Raw genomic sequence first — 17,222 nt, 5'->3', positions numbered from 1 at the left:
GCCGGGTCACTCGAAGCCAGAGGAACCGTAATGGCCTACTCATTCACCGAGAAGAAACTCATTCGCAAGACCTTCGGCAAGCGCCCGAGCGTCCTGCGCGTACCCTACCTGCTCGCGATCCAGAAGGACTCCTATCGCCAGTACCTGCAGGCGGACGTGCGGCCCGAGCAGCGCATCGACCAGGGTCTGCAGGCGGCCTTCAAGAGCGTCTTCCCGATCGAGAGCTACAACGGGAACGCCGCTCTGGAGTTCGTGAGCTACCGGCTCGGAAATCCCCAATTCGACGTGAAGGAATGCCAGCAGCGCGGCCTCATCTATGCCGCGCCGCTCCGCGTGCTGGTGCGCCTGGTCGTTTTCGACAAGGACGAGACGACCGGCACCAAGTCGGTGCGCGACATCAAGGAGCAGGAAGTCTACATGGGCGAGATCCCGCTCATGACCGACAACGGGACGTTCATCATCAATGGTACGGAGCGCGTCATCGTCTCGCAGCTACACCGCTCGCCGGGCGTGTTCTTCGAGCACGACTACGGCAAGACCCATTCGAGCGGGAAGCTCCTGTTCTCGGCGCGGGTAATCCCGTACCGCGGCTCGTGGCTCGACTTCGAGTTCGATCCCAAGGACTACCTCTACGTGCGCATCGACCGGAGGCGGAAGCTCCCGGCGACGATCCTCCTGCGCGCGCTCGGGATGTCGACCCCTGACGTCCTGCAGACGTTCTTCGACATGGACAGCTGGCATCTCGTGAAGAACGAGATTCGCCTGGAGCTGATCGCGCCCCGGCTGCGCGGCGTGCAGCTCGATTTCGACATCAAGACCCCCAAGGGCGAGGTCATCATCGAAGCCGGCCGGCGCATCTCGGGTCGGCACGTGCGCGAGCTCGAGAAGGCGCGCCTGAAGCACCTCGTGGTGCCGCCGGCGTTCCTGGCCGGCCGCGCGCTGGGCGAAGACGTGATCAACACGCAGACCGGCGAAGTGATTGCCTCCGCGAACGACGTCATCACGCAGGACCTGATCGAGAAGATGTTCGCGGCCGGCATTGAGTCCGTCCGCACGATCTACACGAACGACCTCGATCGCGGCCCCTACATTTCGGACACGTTGCGGCTCGATCCGACCCGCGACGCGCTCGAGGCGCAGATCGAGATCTACCGGATGATGCGTCCCGGCGAGCCGCCGACCAAGGACGCCGCCCAGACGCTGTTCAACAACCTGTTCTTCACGCCCGATCGCTACGACCTCTCGGCGGTGGGCCGCATGAAGTTCAACCGCCGCGTCGGTCGCGATTCCGACGAGGGCCCGGGCATCCTGACGAAGGAGGACATCATCGACGCGATGAAGATCCTCATCGGACTGAAGAACGGCCAAGGCGAGATCGACGACATCGACCACCTCGGCAACCGCCGGGTGCGCTCGGTCGGCGAGCTGGCGGAGAACCAGTTCCGCGTCGGCCTCGTGCGCGTGGAGCGCGCCGTGAAGGAGCGTTTGAGCCTGGCCGAGTCGGAAGGGTTGATGCCGCAGGAGCTGATCAACGCGAAGCCCGTTTCGGCCGTGATCAAGGAGTTCTTCGGCTCGAGCCAGCTCTCGCAGTTCATGGACCAGACGAACCCGCTGTCCGAGGTCACGCACAAGCGCCGCGTCTCGGCCCTCGGCCCGGGCGGCCTGACGCGCGAGCGCGCGGGCTTCGAGGTGCGGGACGTGCACCCGACCCACTACGGCCGGGTGTGCCCGATCGAGACGCCGGAAGGTCCGAACATCGGGCTCATCAATTCGCTCGCCGTCTATGCGCGCGCGAACGAGTACGGCTTCCTCGAGACCCCGTACCGCAAGGTGGTGAACGGCAAGGTTGCCGAGGAAGTGCATTACCTCTCGGCCATCGAGGAGGGCAAGTTCGTGATCGCCCAGGCGAACGCGGCGATCGATTCGCACGGGCGCCTGGTGGACGAGCTGGTCTCGGTGCGGCACAAGAACGAGTTCACCCTGTCCACGCCGGACAAGGTCGAGTACATCGACGTCGCGCCGTCGCAGATCGTGTCGGTTGCGGCTTCGTTAATCCCGTTCCTCGAGCACGATGACGCGAACCGCGCGCTCATGGGCTCCAACATGCAGCGCCAGGCGGTGCCGACGCTCAAGACCGAGAAGCCGCTGGTCGGCACCGGCATCGAGCGCATCGTCGCCATCGACTCGGGCGCGACCGTGGTCGCCTACCGCGGCGGCCTGGTGGACTCGGTCGACGCCTCGCGCATCGTGGTGCGCGTGAATGACGAGGAGACCAGGCCGGGCGAGGTGGGCGTGGACATCTACAACCTCACCAAGTACCAGCGCTCGAACCAGAACACCTGCATCAACCAGCGCCCGCTGGTGAAGGTGGGCGACATGGTGGCGAAGGGTGACGTGCTGGCCGACGGCCAGTCGACCGACATGGGCGAGCTCGCCCTCGGACGCAACGTGCTCGTCGCCTTCATGCCCTGGAACGGGTACAACTTCGAGGACTCGATCCTCATCTCCGAGCGGGTGGTCGAGAACGACGTCTACACGACGATCCACATCGAGGAGCTGCAGACGGTCGCGCGCGATACCAAGCTCGGCCCCGAAGAAATCACCCGCGACATCCCCAACGTCGGCGAATCCGCGCTCGCCAAGCTCGACGAATCCGGCATCGTCTACATCGGCGCCGAGGTCGACGCCGGCGACATCCTGGTCGGCAAGGTCACGCCGAAGGGCGAGACCCAGCTGACGCCCGAGGAGAAGCTGCTGCGGGCGATCTTCGGCGAGAAGGCGTCCGACGTGAAAGACACCTCGCTGCGCGTGCCGCAGGGCATCTCGGGCACGGTGATCGACGTGCAGGTGTTCACGCGCGAAGGCGTCGAGAAGGACGCGCGCGCGAAGAGCATCGAGGAGATGGAACTCGCGAGCATCCGCAAGGACCTCGACGACCAGTACCGCATCGTCGAGGACGACGCCTACGCGCGCCTCGAGCGCCAGCTGATCGGCAAGCAGGCCGACGGCGGCCCGGCGGGCCTCAAGGCCGGCGACAAGATCACCAAGACGTATCTCGAGGAGCTGCCGCGTTCGAAGTGGTTCGACATCCGCCTCAAGAACGAGGAGGCGTCGCAGGCGCTCGAGCAGATCCGAGGCTACCTCGCCAAGCAGAAGGAGCAGTTCGACCTGCGCTTCACCGAGAAGAAGGCCAAGCTCACCTCGGGCGACGATCTCGCGCCGGGCGTGCTCAAGATGGTGAAGGTGTACGTCGCCGTGAAGCGGCGGCTGCAGCCCGGCGACAAGATGGCGGGCCGCCACGGGAACAAGGGCGTGATCTCGCGCATCGTGCCGGTCGAGGACATGCCGTATACCGCCGACGGCACGCCGGTCGACATCGTGCTCAATCCGCTCGGTGTGCCCTCGCGCATGAACGTGGGCCAGGTGCTCGAGACGCACCTCGGGTGGGCAGCGAGCGAGCTCGGCGCCAAGATCGGCCGCATGCTCGACGACTACCGGGCGGAGAAGAAGAGGATCGACGATCTGCGCAAGCTGGTCGAGAAGGTCTACAACCACGTCGGCCGCGCCGGACACAAGGAAGACATCAAGTCGCTCACGGACGACGAAGTGGTGGAGCTCGCGGGCAATCTGCGCAAGGGCGTTCCGGTCGCCACGCCGGTGTTCGATGGCGCGACCGAGGAAGAGATCAAGGAGATGCTCGAGCTCGCCGGGCTTCCGCGGTCCGGCCAGACCACGCTCTACGACGGGCGCACCGGCGAGGCATTCGATCGCCCGGTAACGGTCGGCTACATGTACATGCTCAAGCTCAACCACCTGGTCGACGACAAGATGCACGCGCGCTCGACCGGCCCGTACTCGCTGGTCACCCAGCAGCCGCTCGGCGGCAAGGCCCAGTTCGGCGGCCAGCGCTTCGGCGAAATGGAGGTGTGGGCGCTCGAGGCCTACGGCGCCTCGTACACGCTCCAGGAGATGCTCACCGTCAAGTCGGACGACGTGCAGGGCCGCACGAAGATGTTCGAGAACATCGTCAAGGGCGACCACCGCATGGAGGCCGGCATGCCCGAGTCCTTCAACGTGCTGGTGAAGGAGATCCGGGCGCTCGGCATCGACATCGAGCTGGAGCAGGAATGACCGCGTGAGCGAACCGCGGGGACGCCGGCGGCGGGCAGACCTCAGGGACTGCTTCGTCGCGAAGGCGCTCCTCGCAATGACAGGCGGATTTACAGAGTAGTCACTCTACGACCGATTGGTCAGGAGACGAGACCTTGAAAGATCTTTTCAACCTCTTCAAGCAGCCGGGCAAGACCGAGGACTTCGATTCCATCCGGATCGGCCTCGCGTCGCCCGAGAAGATCCGCTCGTGGTCCTACGGCGAGGTGAAGAAGCCGGAGACGATCAACTACCGGACCTTCAAGCCGGAGCGCGACGGCCTGTTCTGCGCCAAGATCTTCGGGCCGGTGAAGGACTACGAGTGCCTGTGCGGCAAGTACAAGCGCCTGAAGCACCGCGGCGTGATCTGCGAGAAGTGCGGCGTGGAGGTGACGCTCTCCAAGGTCCGGCGCGAGCGCATGGGCCACATCGAGCTCGCCTCGCCGGTGGCGCACATCTGGTTCCTGAAGTCGCTCCCCTCGCGGATGGGTCTCATCCTCGACATGACCCTTCGCGACATCGAGCGCGTGCTCTATTTCGAGGCCTACGTGGTCATCGATCCGGGCATGACGCCCCTCGAGAAGAGCCAGTTGCTCTCCGAGGACGCGTACCTCAACGCCATCGAGCAGTACGGCGACGAGTTCGACGCGCGCATGGGCGCGGAGGCCATCCGCGACCTCATGCGGTCGATCAACCTCGAGGAAGAGGCGAAGAAGCTTCGTGGCGAGCTGGCCGAGACCAACTCCGAGACCAAGATCAAGAAGCTCACCAAGCGCCTTAAGGTCATCGAGGCGTTCCTGTACTCGGGCAACCGGCCGGAGTGGATGGTGCTCGAGATCCTGCCCGTGCTGCCGCCGGAGCTGCGTCCCCTCGTGCCGCTCGACGGCGGCCGGTTCGCGACGTCCGACCTCAACGATCTCTACCGGCGTGTCATCAACCGCAACAACCGTCTGAAGCGCCTGCTCGACCTGAACGCCCCGGACATCATCGTGCGCAACGAGAAGCGCATGCTGCAGGAGGCGGTGGACGCGCTGCTCGACAACGGCCGCCGCGGCAAGGCGATCACGGGCGCCAACAAGCGCCAGCTCAAGTCGCTGGCCGACATGATCAAGGGCAAGCAGGGCCGGTTCCGCCAGAACCTGCTCGGCAAGCGTGTCGACTACTCCGGCCGCTCGGTCATCGTGGTCGGCCCGACGCTCAAGCTCCACCAGTGCGGCCTGCCGAAGAAGATGGCGCTCGAGCTGTTCAAGCCGTTCATCTTCCACAAGCTCGAGGCCAAGGGCCTCGCCACCACCATCAAGGCCGCCAAGAAGATGGTCGAGGCGGCCGGCCCCGAGGTCTGGGACATCCTCGAAGAGGTGATCCGCGAGCACCCGGTGCTGCTCAACCGCGCCCCGACGCTGCACCGCCTCGGCATCCAGGCGTTCGAGCCGCAGCTCGTGGAGGGCAAGGCGATCCAGCTGCACCCGCTCGTGTGCGCGCCGTACAACGCCGACTTCGACGGCGACCAGATGGCGGTCCACATCCCGCTCTCGGTCGAGGCGCAGCTCGAGGCGCGCGCGCTCATGATGTCGACCAACAACGTGCTCTCGCCCGCCAACGGCGACCCGATCATCGTCCCCTCGCAGGACATCGTCCTCGGGCTGTACTTCATGACGCGCTCGCGCGTGAACGCCCCGGGCGAAGGCAAGGCCTTCGCGGACGTGGCCGAGGTGCACCGCGCCTACGAGTCGCGGCAGGTCTCGCTGCACGCGAAGATCAAGGTGCGCATCCGGGAGGTGCAGTTGGGCGAGGACGGCGCCGGGACCGAGACCCACAAGCTCTACGACACCACGGTCGGCCGCGCCCTCCTGTCGGAAATCCTGCCGGAAGGGCTGCCGTTCGAGATGATCAACCGGGAGCTCAAGAAGAAGGCGATCTCCGAGCTGATCAACCAGGCGTACCGGCGGGTGGGGCTCAAGGCAACCGTCATTTTCGCCGACCAGTTGATGTACACGGGCTTCTACTACGCGACGCGCGCCGGTATTTCGATCGGCGTCGACGACATGCTCACGCCCGCGGAGAAGGCCGAGATCATCGGCGCCGCCGAGAGCGAGGTGCGGAGCATACAGAACCAGTATGCTTCGGGGCTGCTGACCGACGGCGAGCGCTACAACAAGGTCGTCGACATCTGGACCCACACGAGCGAGCGCATCGCGAAGGCGATGATGGACCAGCTCGGCGTGGAACAGGTGGAGGACGCGAAGGGTCAGGCGGTCAAGCAGGACTCGTTCAACTCGATTTACATGATGGCCGACTCGGGCGCGCGCGGCAGCGCCGCCCAGATCCGCCAGCTCGCCGGCATGCGCGGCCTGATGGCCAAGCCCGACGGCTCGATCATCGAGACGCCGATCACGGCGAACTTCCGCGAAGGCCTGAACGTGCTGCAGTACTTCATCTCGACCCACGGCGCGCGCAAGGGCCTGGCCGACACCGCGCTCAAGACCGCGAACTCCGGTTACCTGACCCGGCGCCTGGTCGACGTGTGCCAGGATCTGGTGGTCACCGAGGACGACTGCGGCACCACCAACGGCGTGACCAAGAGCGCGCTCGTGGAAGGCGGCGAGGTCGTGATCGCGCTCAAGGATCGCATCCTCGGGCGCGTCGTGATCGGCGACATCCGCGACCCGGCCGACGACAAGCAGGTCATCATCCCCGACGGGACCATGATCGACGAGCGTCTGGTCGCGCTGCTGGAGGAGAAGCACATCGACCAGGTGCTGGTTCGCTCGCCGGTGACCTGCGACACGCGCTACGGCGTGTGCCGCAAGTGCTACGGGCGCGACCTCGGCCGCGGTCACCTGGTGAACCTCGGCGAGGCGGTGGGTGTCATCGCCGCGCAGTCGATCGGCGAGCCGGGCACGCAGCTCACGATGCGGACGTTCCACATCGGCGGCGCCGCCTCGCGCGCGACCGCGATCTCGCGCATCGAGGTCAAGACCACGGGCACGGTGCGCCTCAAGAACATCAAGCTCGTGAAGCACGCGAGCGGCAACCACGTGGCGGTGTCCCGCTCGGGCGAGCTCATCATCCAGGACGACCAGGGCCGCAACCGGGAGCGCTACAAGGTGCCGTTCGGCGCCGTGCTCTCCGTGATCGACGGCAGCCGCGCCAAGGCCGGGACCGTCGTCGCGAACTGGGATCCGCATACGCACCCGATCATCACGGAGGTGGCGGGCAAAGTGGCCTTCAGCGACCTCATCGAAGGCGTGACCGTCAACAAGCAGACCGACGAGATCACGGGGCTGTCGACCTACGTCGTGCTCGACGCCAAGCACCGTTCGGGCGCGAAAGACATCCGCCCGGTCATCACGCTGCTCGACGGCAAGGGCAAGCCGGTCACGATCCCGGGCACAGAGATCCCGGCGAAGTACATGCTGCCGCCGGGCGCGATCATTACCGTGGAGGACGGCGCCAAGGTGGGCGTGGGCGACGTGCTCGCGCGCATCCCGCAGGAGGTGTCGAAGACCCGCGACATCACCGGCGGCCTGCCGCGGGTGGCCGAGCTCTTCGAGGCGCGCAAGCCCAAGGACCACGCCATCCTCGCTGAGACGAGCGGCGTCGTGTCGTTCGGCAAGGACACCAAGGGCAAGCAGCGGCTCATCATCACCGACAAGGAAGGCGTGGATCACGAGTACCTGATCCCGAAGGGCCGGCACATCACGGTGTTCGAGGGTGAAACCGTGGAGCAGGGCGATGTGATCGTCGAGGGCGCGCCGGTCGCCTCCGATATCCTCCGGCTGCTCGGCGCCGAGGCGCTCACCAACTACATCGTGGACGAGGTCCAGGACGTGTACCGTCTCCAGGGCGTCAAGATCAACGACAAGCACATCGAGGTGATCGTCCGGCAGATGCTGCGCAAGGTGAAGGTGCTCGATCCGGGCGACACCCGGTTCCTGCCGGGCGAGCAGGCGGAGCGGGCGAGGCTCCTCGAGGAGAACGAGGAGGTGTCGCTGGACAAGAAAAAGGAGGCCACCTTCGAGCCCGTACTGCTCGGCATCACCAAGGCCTCGTTGTCGACCGAGTCTTTCATCTCGGCAGCGTCGTTCCAGGAGACGACCCGCGTCCTGACCGAGGCGGCCATCAACGGCAAGCACGACCTGCTCCGGGGGCTCAAGGAAAACGTGATCGTCGGCCGGCTCATCCCGGCCGGGACGGGGCTCGCTTATCACCAGGAGCGGCGGCGCCAGCGCGGCGAGGCCAGGGAAGAGGCGCGGGAGCTCGAGCGGTCGCTGAGCGGCCGTCTGCGCGGCCCCCGGACCGAGTCCGGCGAAGAGGCGGTTGGCGCCTGAAAACAGCGGTATAAAGGCCTGTTCTGGCTTGACACCCCTGTAACAGGCCCCTAGAATCGCGCCCCTCGACAGGCCGGTCGGAAGCCGGCCTGTCGTTTGTTTCTGTACCCCGGAGAAATCAATGCCGACGGTTAATCAGCTGGTTCGCAAGTCCCGCACGCGGGCGACCAGCAAGAGCAAGGTGCCCGCGCTGGAGAACTGCCCGCAGAAACGCGGGGTCTGCACGCGCGTGTACACCACGACGCCCAAGAAGCCCAACTCCGCGCTCCGCAAGGTGGCGAAGGTCCGGTTGACCAACGGCTACGAGGTCATCACGTATATCGGCGGCGAGGGCCACAACCTGCAGGAGCACTCCGTGGTGCTCATCCGCGGCGGGCGCGTGAAGGACCTGCCGGGCGTGCGTTACCACACGGTTCGCGGCACCCTCGATACGGCCGGAGTCGCGGATCGCAAGCAGGGGCGCTCCAAGTACGGGGCCAAGCGGCCCAAGTCCTGAAGCCGGCCCGGCCTGCCGGGTCGTCAGGCGAGCATCACGCGAACGCCGCGAACGGCGTTCCTTATATAAACAGGCGTTTACAAATACCCCGCAGGGGATGGCAGTATGCCGAGACGAAGAGAAGTTCCGAAGCGCGCGATCACGCCGGATCCGAAGTACCTGAGCGAGACCGTCGCCAAGTTCATCAACGTGGTGATGCGCCACGGCCAGAAGTCCACGGCCGAGAGAATCGTCTATGGCGCGCTCGACACCATGGCGAGCCGCGGGAAAAGCGACCCGGTGGAAGTGTTCAACCAGGCGCTCGACAACGTGCGGCCGCTGGTGGAGGTCAAGAGCCGGCGCGTCGGTGGCGCCACCTACCAGGTACCCGTCGAGGTGCGTCCGAAGCGGCAGATGGCGCTCGCCATGCGCTGGGTCGTCGATGCGGCCCGCTCGCGCAGCGGCAAGTCCATGGGCGGACGCCTGGCCGACGAGCTCCTCGATGCCTCCGAGAAGCGCGGCAACGCCGTGAAGAAGCGCGAGGACGTGCATCGCATGGCAGAGGCCAACAAGGCCTTCTCGCACTACCGGTGGTAACCGGTCCGTCTCCTTATTAAGGAATCGTCTTACCGAACCGAGGAATCGCCGTCGTGGCCCGTACAACTCCCATCCAGCGCTACCGTAATTTCGGCATCATGGCCCATATCGATGCCGGAAAGACCACGACCACGGAGCGCATCCTGTTCTACACGGGCATCTCCCACAAGCTGGGCGAGGTGCACGAGGGCACGGCCGTCATGGACTGGATGGAGCAGGAGCAGGAGCGCGGCATCACGATCACGTCCGCCGCCACGACCTGCTTCTGGAAAGGCATGGACCAGTCGCGCCCGGAGCACCGCTTCAACATCATCGACACCCCGGGACACGTCGACTTCACCATCGAGGTGGAGCGCAGCCTGCGCGTGCTCGACGGGGCGATCTTCGTGCTGTGCGCGGTCGGCGGCGTGCAGCCGCAGTCGGAGACCGTCTGGCGCCAGGCAAACAAGTACAAGGTGCCGCGCATCGCGTTCGTCAACAAGATGGACCGCGCGGGCGCGAACTTTCTCAACGTCGTCAAGCAGCTGAAGGAGCGCCTCGGCGCGAATGCCGTGCCCATCCAGCTGCCCATCGGCGCCGAGGACGGGTTCAAGGGCGTCGTCGACCTGGTGAAGATGAAGGCCATCTACTGGGACGAGGAAACGCAGGGCAACCGCTTCGAGGAAAAGGATATCCCGGCCGAGATGCTGGAGTCCTGCAAGAAGTACCGCGAGCAGATGGTCGAAGTGGCGGCCGAGGCGAACGAGGCGCTCATGGAAAAGTACCTGGGCGGCGAGGCGCTCACCGAGGACGAAATCAGGCAGGGTCTGCGCGAGCGCAACCTCAAGCTCGAGATCGTGCCGGTGCTGTGCGGGAGCGCGTTCAAGAACAAGGGCGTGCAGGCCGCGCTCGACGCGGTGATCGACCTGCTGCCCTCGCCCATCGATCGCCCGGCGATCAAGGGCCATCTCGACGACAAGGACGGCACGATCGCCGAGCGCCACGCGACGGACGACGAGCCGTTTGCCGCGCTCGCGTTCAAGATCGCCACGGATCCGTTCGTGGGCGCCCTGACGTATATACGCGTGTACTCCGGCGTGCTGAGCTCCGGCGATACCGTGTACAACCCGGTCCGCGGGAAGAAGGAACGCATCGGTCGGCTGCTTCAGATGCACGCCAACGAGCGTCAGGAGATCAAGGAGGTGCGCGCCGGCGACATCGCGGCGTGCGTCGGCCTGAAGGAGATCGCCACCGGCGAGACGCTGTGCGACCCGAACAAGGTCATCACGCTGGAGCGCATGGAGTTCCCCGACCCCGTGATCTCCCAGGCGGTCGAACCCAAGTCCAAGGCCGACCAGGAGAAGATGGGCCTGGCGCTGAACCGGCTGGCCCAGGAAGACCCGTCGTTCCGGGTATTCACCGACGAGGAGTCGGGCCAGACCATCATCGCCGGCATGGGCGAGCTGCACCTGGAGATCATCGTCGACCGCATGAAGCGCGAGTTCAGCGTCGAGGCGAACGTCGGCAAGCCGCAGGTGGCCTACCGCGAGACGATCCGCCGGCCGGTGGACCAGGAATACCGCTTCGTCAAGCAGTCCGGCGGCCGCGGTCAGTACGGCCACGTGGTCATCAAGTTCGAGCCGCAGGAGCCCGGCAAGGGCTTCGAGTTCGTCGACGGCATCAAGGGCGGCGTGATCCCGCGCGAGTTCATTCCGGCGGTCAAGAAGGGCATCGACGAAGCGATGACGCGCGGCATCAAGTTCGGCTACCCCGTCGTCGACGTGAAGGCGACGCTGCATTTCGGCTCATACCACGAGGTGGACTCGAACGAGAACGCGTTCAAGATGGCCGCCATCCTGTGCTGGCGCGAGGCCGGCGTGAAGGGCGACCCCGTGCTGCTGGAACCGATCATGGACGTCGAGGTCACGACTCCGCCGGATTACATGGGTGCCGTGACCGGCGACCTGAACTCGCGGCGCGGCGTCATCATGGCGATGGACGACGGCCACGGTGGCGTGAAGGTGCTGCGCGCGGAAGTGCCGCTCGCGAACATGTTCGGCTACTCGACGAGCCTGCGCTCGGCGACGCAGGGCCGCGCGACCTACACGATGGAGTTCAAGAAGTACTCGCCTGTCCCGGCGAATGTCGCCGAGACCATACTAAAAAAAGCGAGCTAGATGAGGAGGATGATGATCGGTAGCTTCTCGTCGAAGAAGCGGAAATCTACCGATCTCTCTGTGAATACAGGCATGAAGGCAGAGGCATAAGTTATGTCCAAGGAAAAATTCGCACGCACCAAGCCCCACCTGAACGTCGGCACCATCGGCCACGTCGACCACGGCAAGACGACGCTGACCGCGGCGCTGACGAAGGTGCTCTCGACCAAGTACGGCGGCGAGGTCCGGGCGTACGACCAGATCGACAACGCCCCCGAGGAGCGCGAGCGCGGCATCACCATCGCGACCTCCCACGTCGAGTACCAGAGCGAGAAGCGTCACTACGCCCACGTCGACTGCCCGGGCCATGCCGACTACGTGAAGAACATGATCACCGGGGCCGCGCAGATGGACGGCGCGATCCTGGTCGTGTCCGCCGCCGACGGCCCGATGCCCCAGACCCGCGAGCACATCCTGCTCGCCCGCCAGGTGGGCGTGCCCTACATCGTCGTGTACCTGAACAAGGCCGACATGGTCGACGACAAGGACCTCCTCGAGCTCGTCCAGGAAGAGGTCCGGGACCTGCTCACCAAGTACGGCTTCCCCGGCAAGGACACCCCGATCATCACCGGCAGCGCGCTCAAGGCGCTCGAAGGCGACCAGTCCGAGCTCGGCGAGCCCTCGATCGTCAAGCTCGCCGAGGCCCTCGACGCCTACGTGCCCCAGCCCAAGCGCGAGATCGACAAGCCGTTCCTCATGCCGATCGAGGACGTGTTCTCGATCTCCGGCCGCGGCACCGTGGTCACGGGCCGGGTCGAGCGCGGCATCGTCAAGGTGGGCGACGAGGTCGAGATCGTCGGCATCAAGCCGACCACCAAGACCACCGTCACCGGGGTCGAGATGTTCCGCAAGCTCCTCGACCAGGGCGAGGCCGGCGACAACGTCGGCGTGCTCCTGCGCGGCACCAAGCGCGAGGAAGTCGAGCGCGGCCAGGTGCTGGCGAAGCCCGGCTCCATCACGCCGCACACCAAGTTCGAGGCGGAAGTCTACGTCCTCACCAAGGAAGAGGGCGGGCGCCACACGCCGTTCTTCAACGGCTACCGGCCCCAGTTCTACTTCCGGACGACCGACGTCACGGGCTCGGTCGACCTCCCCCAGGGCACCGAGATGGTCATGCCCGGGGACAACATCAAGATGACCGTCACCCTCATCAACCCGATCGCCATGGAAGAGGGCCTGCGCTTCGCCATCCGCGAAGGCGGCCGCACCGTGGGGGCGGGGGTGGTGGCGAAGGTGATCGAGTAACGGCGCGAGGGCGGGAAGCGGGAGGGCGTGAGGGCGAAGATCTTCCACCTCACGACCTCGCGATCTGACGATCTCACGTACCGATGCAGCTAACCGCGGCAAAGAGCTAGAAGATGGCAAACCAGCGAATCAGGATTCGGCTCAAGGCGTTCGATCACCGCTTGATCGACCGCTCGGCCTCGGAGATCGTCGACACGGCGAAGCGCACTGGCGCCCTCGTCAAGGGACCGATCCCGCTGCCGACCAAGATGGAGCGCTACACGCTGCAGCGGTCGCCGCATGCGGACAAGAAGTCACGCGATCAGTTCGAGATCCGCACGCACAAGCGGATCATGGACATCATCGAGCCGACCGACAAGACGGTGGATGCGCTGATGAAGCTCGACCTCGCCGCCGGCGTGGACGTGGAAATCAAGCTTTCCTGAAGGATTGGCCATGGCGCTCGGATTGATAGGCAGAAAGATCGGCATGACCCGCGTGATCGCGGCCGACGGGGCCGTGGTGTCCGTCACCGTCCTCGAGATTCCGCCGAATCGCGTGGTGCGGCCGAAGACGCCCGAAAGCGACGGCTATGCGGCGGTGCAGGTCGCTGCCGGCGAGCGCCGCGCCGACCGGCTGACCAAGGCGGTCGCGGGTCAGTACGCGAAGGCCGGCGTCGCCCCGGGTCGTCGCCTGCGCGAGTTTCGTCTGGCGGACGGCGAAGGCGCGGACCTCAAAAGCGGTTCCGAGATCAAGGTGGATCTGTTCAGCGTCGGCAGCTTCGTCGACGTGCAGGGCACCTCGATCGGCAAGGGCTATGCCGGCGTCATCAAGCGGCACCATTTCGGCGGCGGCCGCGAGACCCACGGTAACTCGCTGTCGCACCGGGCGCCGGGCTCCATCGGCCAGCGCCAGACGCCGGGCCGCGTGTTCCCGGGCAAGCGCATGGCCGGGCATCTGGGTCACGTTACCAGCACCCAGCAGAATCTGGAGGTGGTGCAGGTCGATGCCGAGCGCAACCTGCTCCTCGTGAAAGGCGCGGTTCCCGGGCCGAAGGGCGCGGACGTGATGATCCGGCCGAGCGTCAAGGCCAAGGCTTCCAAGGCCGCGGCGCCAGCCAAGAAGAAATAGTCAGGTTACGCCATGAAGCTGCAAGTCATGAATGAAGCGGGCCAGGCCGCCGGATCCGAGATCGAGCTCGCCGACGCCGTGTTCGGCGCTGCGTTCAACGAGCCGCTGGTCCACCAGGTGGTGGTGGCCTACCAGGCGAATGCGCGCCAGGCGACCCGCAAGCAGAAGACTCGTGCCGAGATCCGGGGCGGCGGCGCCAAGCCCTTCCGTCAGAAGGGCACCGGCAGAGCACGGGCCGGAACCATCCGCAGCCCGTTGTGGCGCGGGGGCGGCAAGGTGTTCCCGGCGTCGCCGGACGAGAACTTCACGCAGAAGGTGAACCGCAAGATGTATCGCGGCGCCTTGCGCGCGATCCTGTCCGAGCTCGTGCGCCAGGGACGTCTCGTGACGGTCAACGATTTCAAGGTCGCGCAGCCGAAGACCAGGACGGTGCTCGCGCAGCTCAAGGCGCTGAACGCGCCGGATGCGCTCATCGTGACCGAGGGGCTGGACGAAGGTCTTGCACTCGCGGCGCGCAACCTGCCGCTCGTGGACGTGCGGCCGGCTAGCGCCGCCGATCCCGTAAGCCTGCTGCGCCACGAGAAGGTGGTGATGACGGCGGGCGCGATCAAGCGACTCGAGGCGCTGCTGCAATGACCGCCGTGAAGACCGTGAACGAAGAGAAGCTGTTTCAGATCGTCCTCGCGCCGCACGTCTCGGAGAAGAGCACGCGGCTCGCGGACAAGCACCGCCAGATCGTGCTCGAGGTGCGCCCGGACGCGTCCAAGCCCGTGATCAAGCAGGCGGTCGAGAAGATGTTCAACGTCCAGGTCGAGTCCGTCACGGTCGTGAACATGAAGGGCAAGGCCAAGCGCTCGGGCCGCTTCGAGGGCCGGCGCAAGGACTGGAAGAAGGCGTACGTGCGGCTGAAGGAAGGTCAGGACATCGACTTCCTCGGGCAGCAGGCGTAGGGGCAACCACGATGGCACTCGTCAAAGTCAGACCGACTTCCGCCGGCCGCCGCGGCATGGTGAAGGTCGTCAACCGCGACCTGCACAAGGGCGCGCCGCACGCGCCGCTGCTCGCGAAGAAGACGAAGCAGAACGGCCGCAACAACTACGGCCGGGTCTGCGTACGTCATCAGGGCGGCGGGCACAAGCGGCACTACCGCATCATCGATTTCGTGCGCGACAAGGACGGCATTCCGGGACGTGTCGAGCGGCTCGAGTACGACCCGAACCGAAGCAGCCATATCGCGCTGATGATCTACGCGGACGGCGAGCGCCGCTACATCATCGCCCCGAACGGCGTAAAGGCCGGAGACGAGCTGGTATCGGGTGCGCAGGCGCCGATCAAGGCCGGCAACTGCCTCCCGCTCAAGCACATTCCCGTCGGTACCACGGTCCATTGCGTCGAGCTCAAGCCCGGTGCGGGGGCGCAGATCGGCCGGGCGGCCGGTGCCGGCCTGCAACTCGTCGCCCGCGAGGGCAGCTACGCGCAGCTCCGGCTGCGTTCCGGCGAGGTACGCCGGGTGCACATCGACTGCCGGGCGACCATCGGCGAGGTCGGCAACAGCGAGCACAGCCTGCGGAAGCTCGGCAAGGCGGGTGCGGCTCGCTGGCGCGGCATTCGCCCGACAGTCCGCGGTACCGCGATGAACCCGGTCGACCACCCGCACGGCGGCGGCGAAGGCCGCACCAAGGGCGGCCGCCATCCGGTGAGCCCGTGGGGGACGCCGACCAAGGGTTACAAGACCCGCCACAACAAGCGCACCGATCGCATGATCGTGCAGCGGCGCAAGAAGTAAGGAGGACACGTGCCACGTTCCGTCAGGAAAGGCCCGTTCGTCGACGCGCACCTCGCGAAGAAGGTGGAGCGCGCGCAGGCCGAGCGGAGCAAGAAGCCGATTAAGACCTGGTCGCGTCGCTCGACCGTCACGCCGGAGTTCGTCGGCCTGACCGTGGCCGTGCACAACGGCCGGCAGCATGTGCCGGTGATCATCACGGAGAACATGGTCGGCCACAAGCTCGGTGAGTTCGCCATCACGCGGACGTTCAAGGCGCACTCGGGCGACCGGAAGGCGACCACGGAGACGAAGTGATGGAAGCGACCGCCATCCTCAAGTACATCCGCTGCTCGGCGCAGAAGGGCCGCCTCGTGGCCGATCAGGTCCGGGGGCTGCCGGTGGCGCGGGCGCTCGAGGTCCTGCAGTTTTCGAACAAGAAGGCGGCCAAGCCGGTGCGCAAGGCGCTCGAGTCCGCGATCGCCAACGCCGAGCACAACGAGGGCGCCGATGTGGACGAGCTCAAGGTGCACGCCATCTGCGTGGATGTCGGGCCTTCGCTGCGCCGCTTCCACGCGCGGGCCAAGGGCCGCGGCGTGCGGGTCGTGAAGCGTACGTGTCACATCACCGTCACGGTCAGCGACAAGAACGCGGCCGGAGGAAAGTAACATGGGACAGAAGGTCAACCCGATCGGTTTCCGGCTCGGCGTCATCCGCGACTGGAGCGCGCGCTGGTACGCCGGCCACCAGGGCTACACCGAGAATCTGATCTCGGACCTGAAGCTGCGTCGCTTCCTCAAGCAGAAGCTTTCGCACGCGGCGGTCAGCCAGATCGTGGTCGAGCGGCCGGCGCAGAGCATCAACATCACGGTGCACACCGCGCGGCCGGGCATCGTGATCGGCAAGAAGGGCGAGGACATCGAGCGGCTGCGGCAGGAGCTCATGAAGCTCGCCGGCGTCCCGGTGCAGCTGTCGGTCGAAGAGGTGCGCCAGCCGGAGCTCGACGCGCAGCTCGTCGCCGAGAACATCGCCCAGCAGCTCGAGAAGCGCATCATGTTCCGTCGCGCGATGAAGCGTGCCGTGCAGAACGCGATGCGGCTGCGGGCGCTCGGGATCAAGATCATGGTCGCGGGGCGCCTGAACGGCGCCGAGATCGCGCGCACCGAGTGGTACCGCGAGGGGCGCGTTCCGCTGCACACGCTGCGCGCAGACATCGACTATGGATTCGCCGAGGCGTTCACGACCTACGGCGTGATCGGCATCAAGGTCTGGATCTTCAAGGGCGAGGTGTTCGACAAGGACGAGCCGAAGGTCGAGGAGACCGAGAAGCGGGCGACCGCCTGACCGGATAAAGCATC

The 17,222-nt window shown here is 66.0% G+C and carries 14 protein-coding genes; all 14 read left to right on the top strand.

The window, feature by feature from the left end; translation table 11 throughout:
- Nucleotides 1–30 precede the first annotated feature (30 nt).
- The 14 genes from rpoB (at nt 31) to rpsC (ending at nt 17,208) form a co-directional block, all read left to right on the top strand.
- Nucleotides 31–4,131, top strand: a complete 4,101-nt coding sequence (gene rpoB / locus SVA_RS16520; protein ID WP_096462263.1) for a DNA-directed RNA polymerase subunit beta — start codon at nt 31–33, stop codon at nt 4,129–4,131.
- Between the two features lie 134 nt (nt 4,132–4,265).
- On the top strand, nt 4,266–8,480 hold the full coding sequence (rpoC, locus tag SVA_RS16515; RefSeq protein ID WP_096462262.1) for a DNA-directed RNA polymerase subunit beta': 4,215 nt from the start codon (nt 4,266–4,268) through the stop codon (nt 8,478–8,480).
- A gap of 121 nt (nt 8,481–8,601) precedes the next feature.
- Entirely contained in the window at nt 8,602–8,976 is a 375-nt protein-coding gene (gene rpsL / locus SVA_RS16510; RefSeq protein ID WP_096462261.1) for a 30S ribosomal protein S12, read from the top strand.
- Nucleotides 8,977–9,081: 105 nt separating this feature from the next.
- Nucleotides 9,082–9,552, top strand: coding sequence for a 30S ribosomal protein S7 (rpsG, locus tag SVA_RS16505; RefSeq protein ID WP_096462260.1), 471 nt, complete (start codon nt 9,082–9,084; stop codon nt 9,550–9,552).
- 53 nt (nt 9,553–9,605) lie between these two features.
- Nucleotides 9,606–11,708, top strand: a complete 2,103-nt coding sequence (gene fusA / locus SVA_RS16500) for an elongation factor G (RefSeq protein ID WP_096462259.1) — start codon at nt 9,606–9,608, stop codon at nt 11,706–11,708.
- A gap of 93 nt (nt 11,709–11,801) precedes the next feature.
- On the top strand, nt 11,802–12,992 hold the full coding sequence (gene tuf, locus SVA_RS16495; protein ID WP_096462258.1) for an elongation factor Tu: 1,191 nt from the start codon (nt 11,802–11,804) through the stop codon (nt 12,990–12,992).
- A 113-nt stretch (nt 12,993–13,105) separates the two neighbouring features.
- On the top strand, nt 13,106–13,417 hold the full coding sequence (gene rpsJ, locus SVA_RS16490) for a 30S ribosomal protein S10 (protein WP_096462257.1): 312 nt from the start codon (nt 13,106–13,108) through the stop codon (nt 13,415–13,417).
- 10 nt (nt 13,418–13,427) lie between these two features.
- Nucleotides 13,428–14,102: a 50S ribosomal protein L3 gene (gene rplC, locus SVA_RS16485; protein ID WP_096462256.1), complete on the top strand. Its 675-nt coding sequence runs from the start codon at nt 13,428–13,430 to the stop codon at nt 14,100–14,102.
- Nucleotides 14,103–14,129: 27 nt separating this feature from the next.
- Nucleotides 14,130–14,738 (top strand): 50S ribosomal protein L4, encoded by a 609-nt coding sequence (gene rplD / locus SVA_RS16480; RefSeq protein WP_096463005.1) that lies wholly within the window; start codon nt 14,130–14,132, stop codon nt 14,736–14,738.
- Complete coding sequence (rplW, locus tag SVA_RS16475) at nt 14,735–15,052, top strand: 50S ribosomal protein L23 (RefSeq protein ID WP_096462255.1); 318 nt, start codon at nt 14,735–14,737, stop codon at nt 15,050–15,052. Before rplD ends, rplW begins: the two co-directional genes overlap by 4 nt.
- A gap of 11 nt (nt 15,053–15,063) precedes the next feature.
- Nucleotides 15,064–15,888, top strand: coding sequence for a 50S ribosomal protein L2 (gene rplB, locus SVA_RS16470; RefSeq protein WP_096462254.1), 825 nt, complete (start codon nt 15,064–15,066; stop codon nt 15,886–15,888).
- Between the two features lie 9 nt (nt 15,889–15,897).
- Complete coding sequence (gene rpsS / locus SVA_RS16465) at nt 15,898–16,182, top strand: 30S ribosomal protein S19 (protein ID WP_096462253.1); 285 nt, start codon at nt 15,898–15,900, stop codon at nt 16,180–16,182.
- Nucleotides 16,182–16,532: a 50S ribosomal protein L22 gene (gene rplV, locus SVA_RS16460; protein ID WP_096462252.1), complete on the top strand. Its 351-nt coding sequence runs from the start codon at nt 16,182–16,184 to the stop codon at nt 16,530–16,532. Before rpsS ends, rplV begins: the two co-directional genes overlap by 1 nt.
- Nucleotide 16,533: 1 nt before the next feature.
- Nucleotides 16,534–17,208 carry a 30S ribosomal protein S3 gene (gene rpsC, locus SVA_RS16455; protein WP_096462251.1) on the top strand — a complete coding sequence of 225 codons (675 nt, stop codon included), beginning with the start codon at nt 16,534–16,536 and terminating at the stop codon, nt 17,206–17,208.
- Nucleotides 17,209–17,222 lie beyond the last annotated feature (14 nt).

The organism is Sulfurifustis variabilis, from assembly GCF_002355415.1.
GTDB lineage: Bacteria > Pseudomonadota > Gammaproteobacteria > Acidiferrobacterales > Sulfurifustaceae > Sulfurifustis > Sulfurifustis variabilis.
This window is presented reverse-complemented; position numbering and strand designations above follow the sequence as displayed.

Excerpts from the sequence above, each read along its gene's own strand:
- rpoB (WP_096462263.1), top strand. The coding sequence starts at position 31 with ATGGCCTACTCATTCACCGAGAAGAAACTCATTCGCAAGACCTTCGGC.
- rpsL (WP_096462261.1), top strand. The coding sequence starts at position 8,602 with ATGCCGACGGTTAATCAGCTGGTTCGCAAGTCCCGCACGCGGGCGACC.
- rpsG (WP_096462260.1), top strand. The coding sequence starts at position 9,082 with ATGCCGAGACGAAGAGAAGTTCCGAAGCGCGCGATCACGCCGGATCCG.
- tuf (WP_096462258.1), top strand. The coding sequence starts at position 11,802 with ATGTCCAAGGAAAAATTCGCACGCACCAAGCCCCACCTGAACGTCGGC.
- rpsJ (WP_096462257.1), top strand. The coding sequence starts at position 13,106 with ATGGCAAACCAGCGAATCAGGATTCGGCTCAAGGCGTTCGATCACCGC.
- rplC (WP_096462256.1), top strand. The coding sequence starts at position 13,428 with ATGGCGCTCGGATTGATAGGCAGAAAGATCGGCATGACCCGCGTGATC.
- rplD (WP_096463005.1), top strand. The coding sequence starts at position 14,130 with ATGAATGAAGCGGGCCAGGCCGCCGGATCCGAGATCGAGCTCGCCGAC.
- rplW (WP_096462255.1), top strand. The coding sequence starts at position 14,735 with ATGACCGCCGTGAAGACCGTGAACGAAGAGAAGCTGTTTCAGATCGTC.
- rplB (WP_096462254.1), top strand. The coding sequence starts at position 15,064 with ATGGCACTCGTCAAAGTCAGACCGACTTCCGCCGGCCGCCGCGGCATG.
- rplV (WP_096462252.1), top strand. The coding sequence starts at position 16,182 with ATGGAAGCGACCGCCATCCTCAAGTACATCCGCTGCTCGGCGCAGAAG.
- rpsC (WP_096462251.1), top strand. The coding sequence starts at position 16,534 with ATGGGACAGAAGGTCAACCCGATCGGTTTCCGGCTCGGCGTCATCCGC.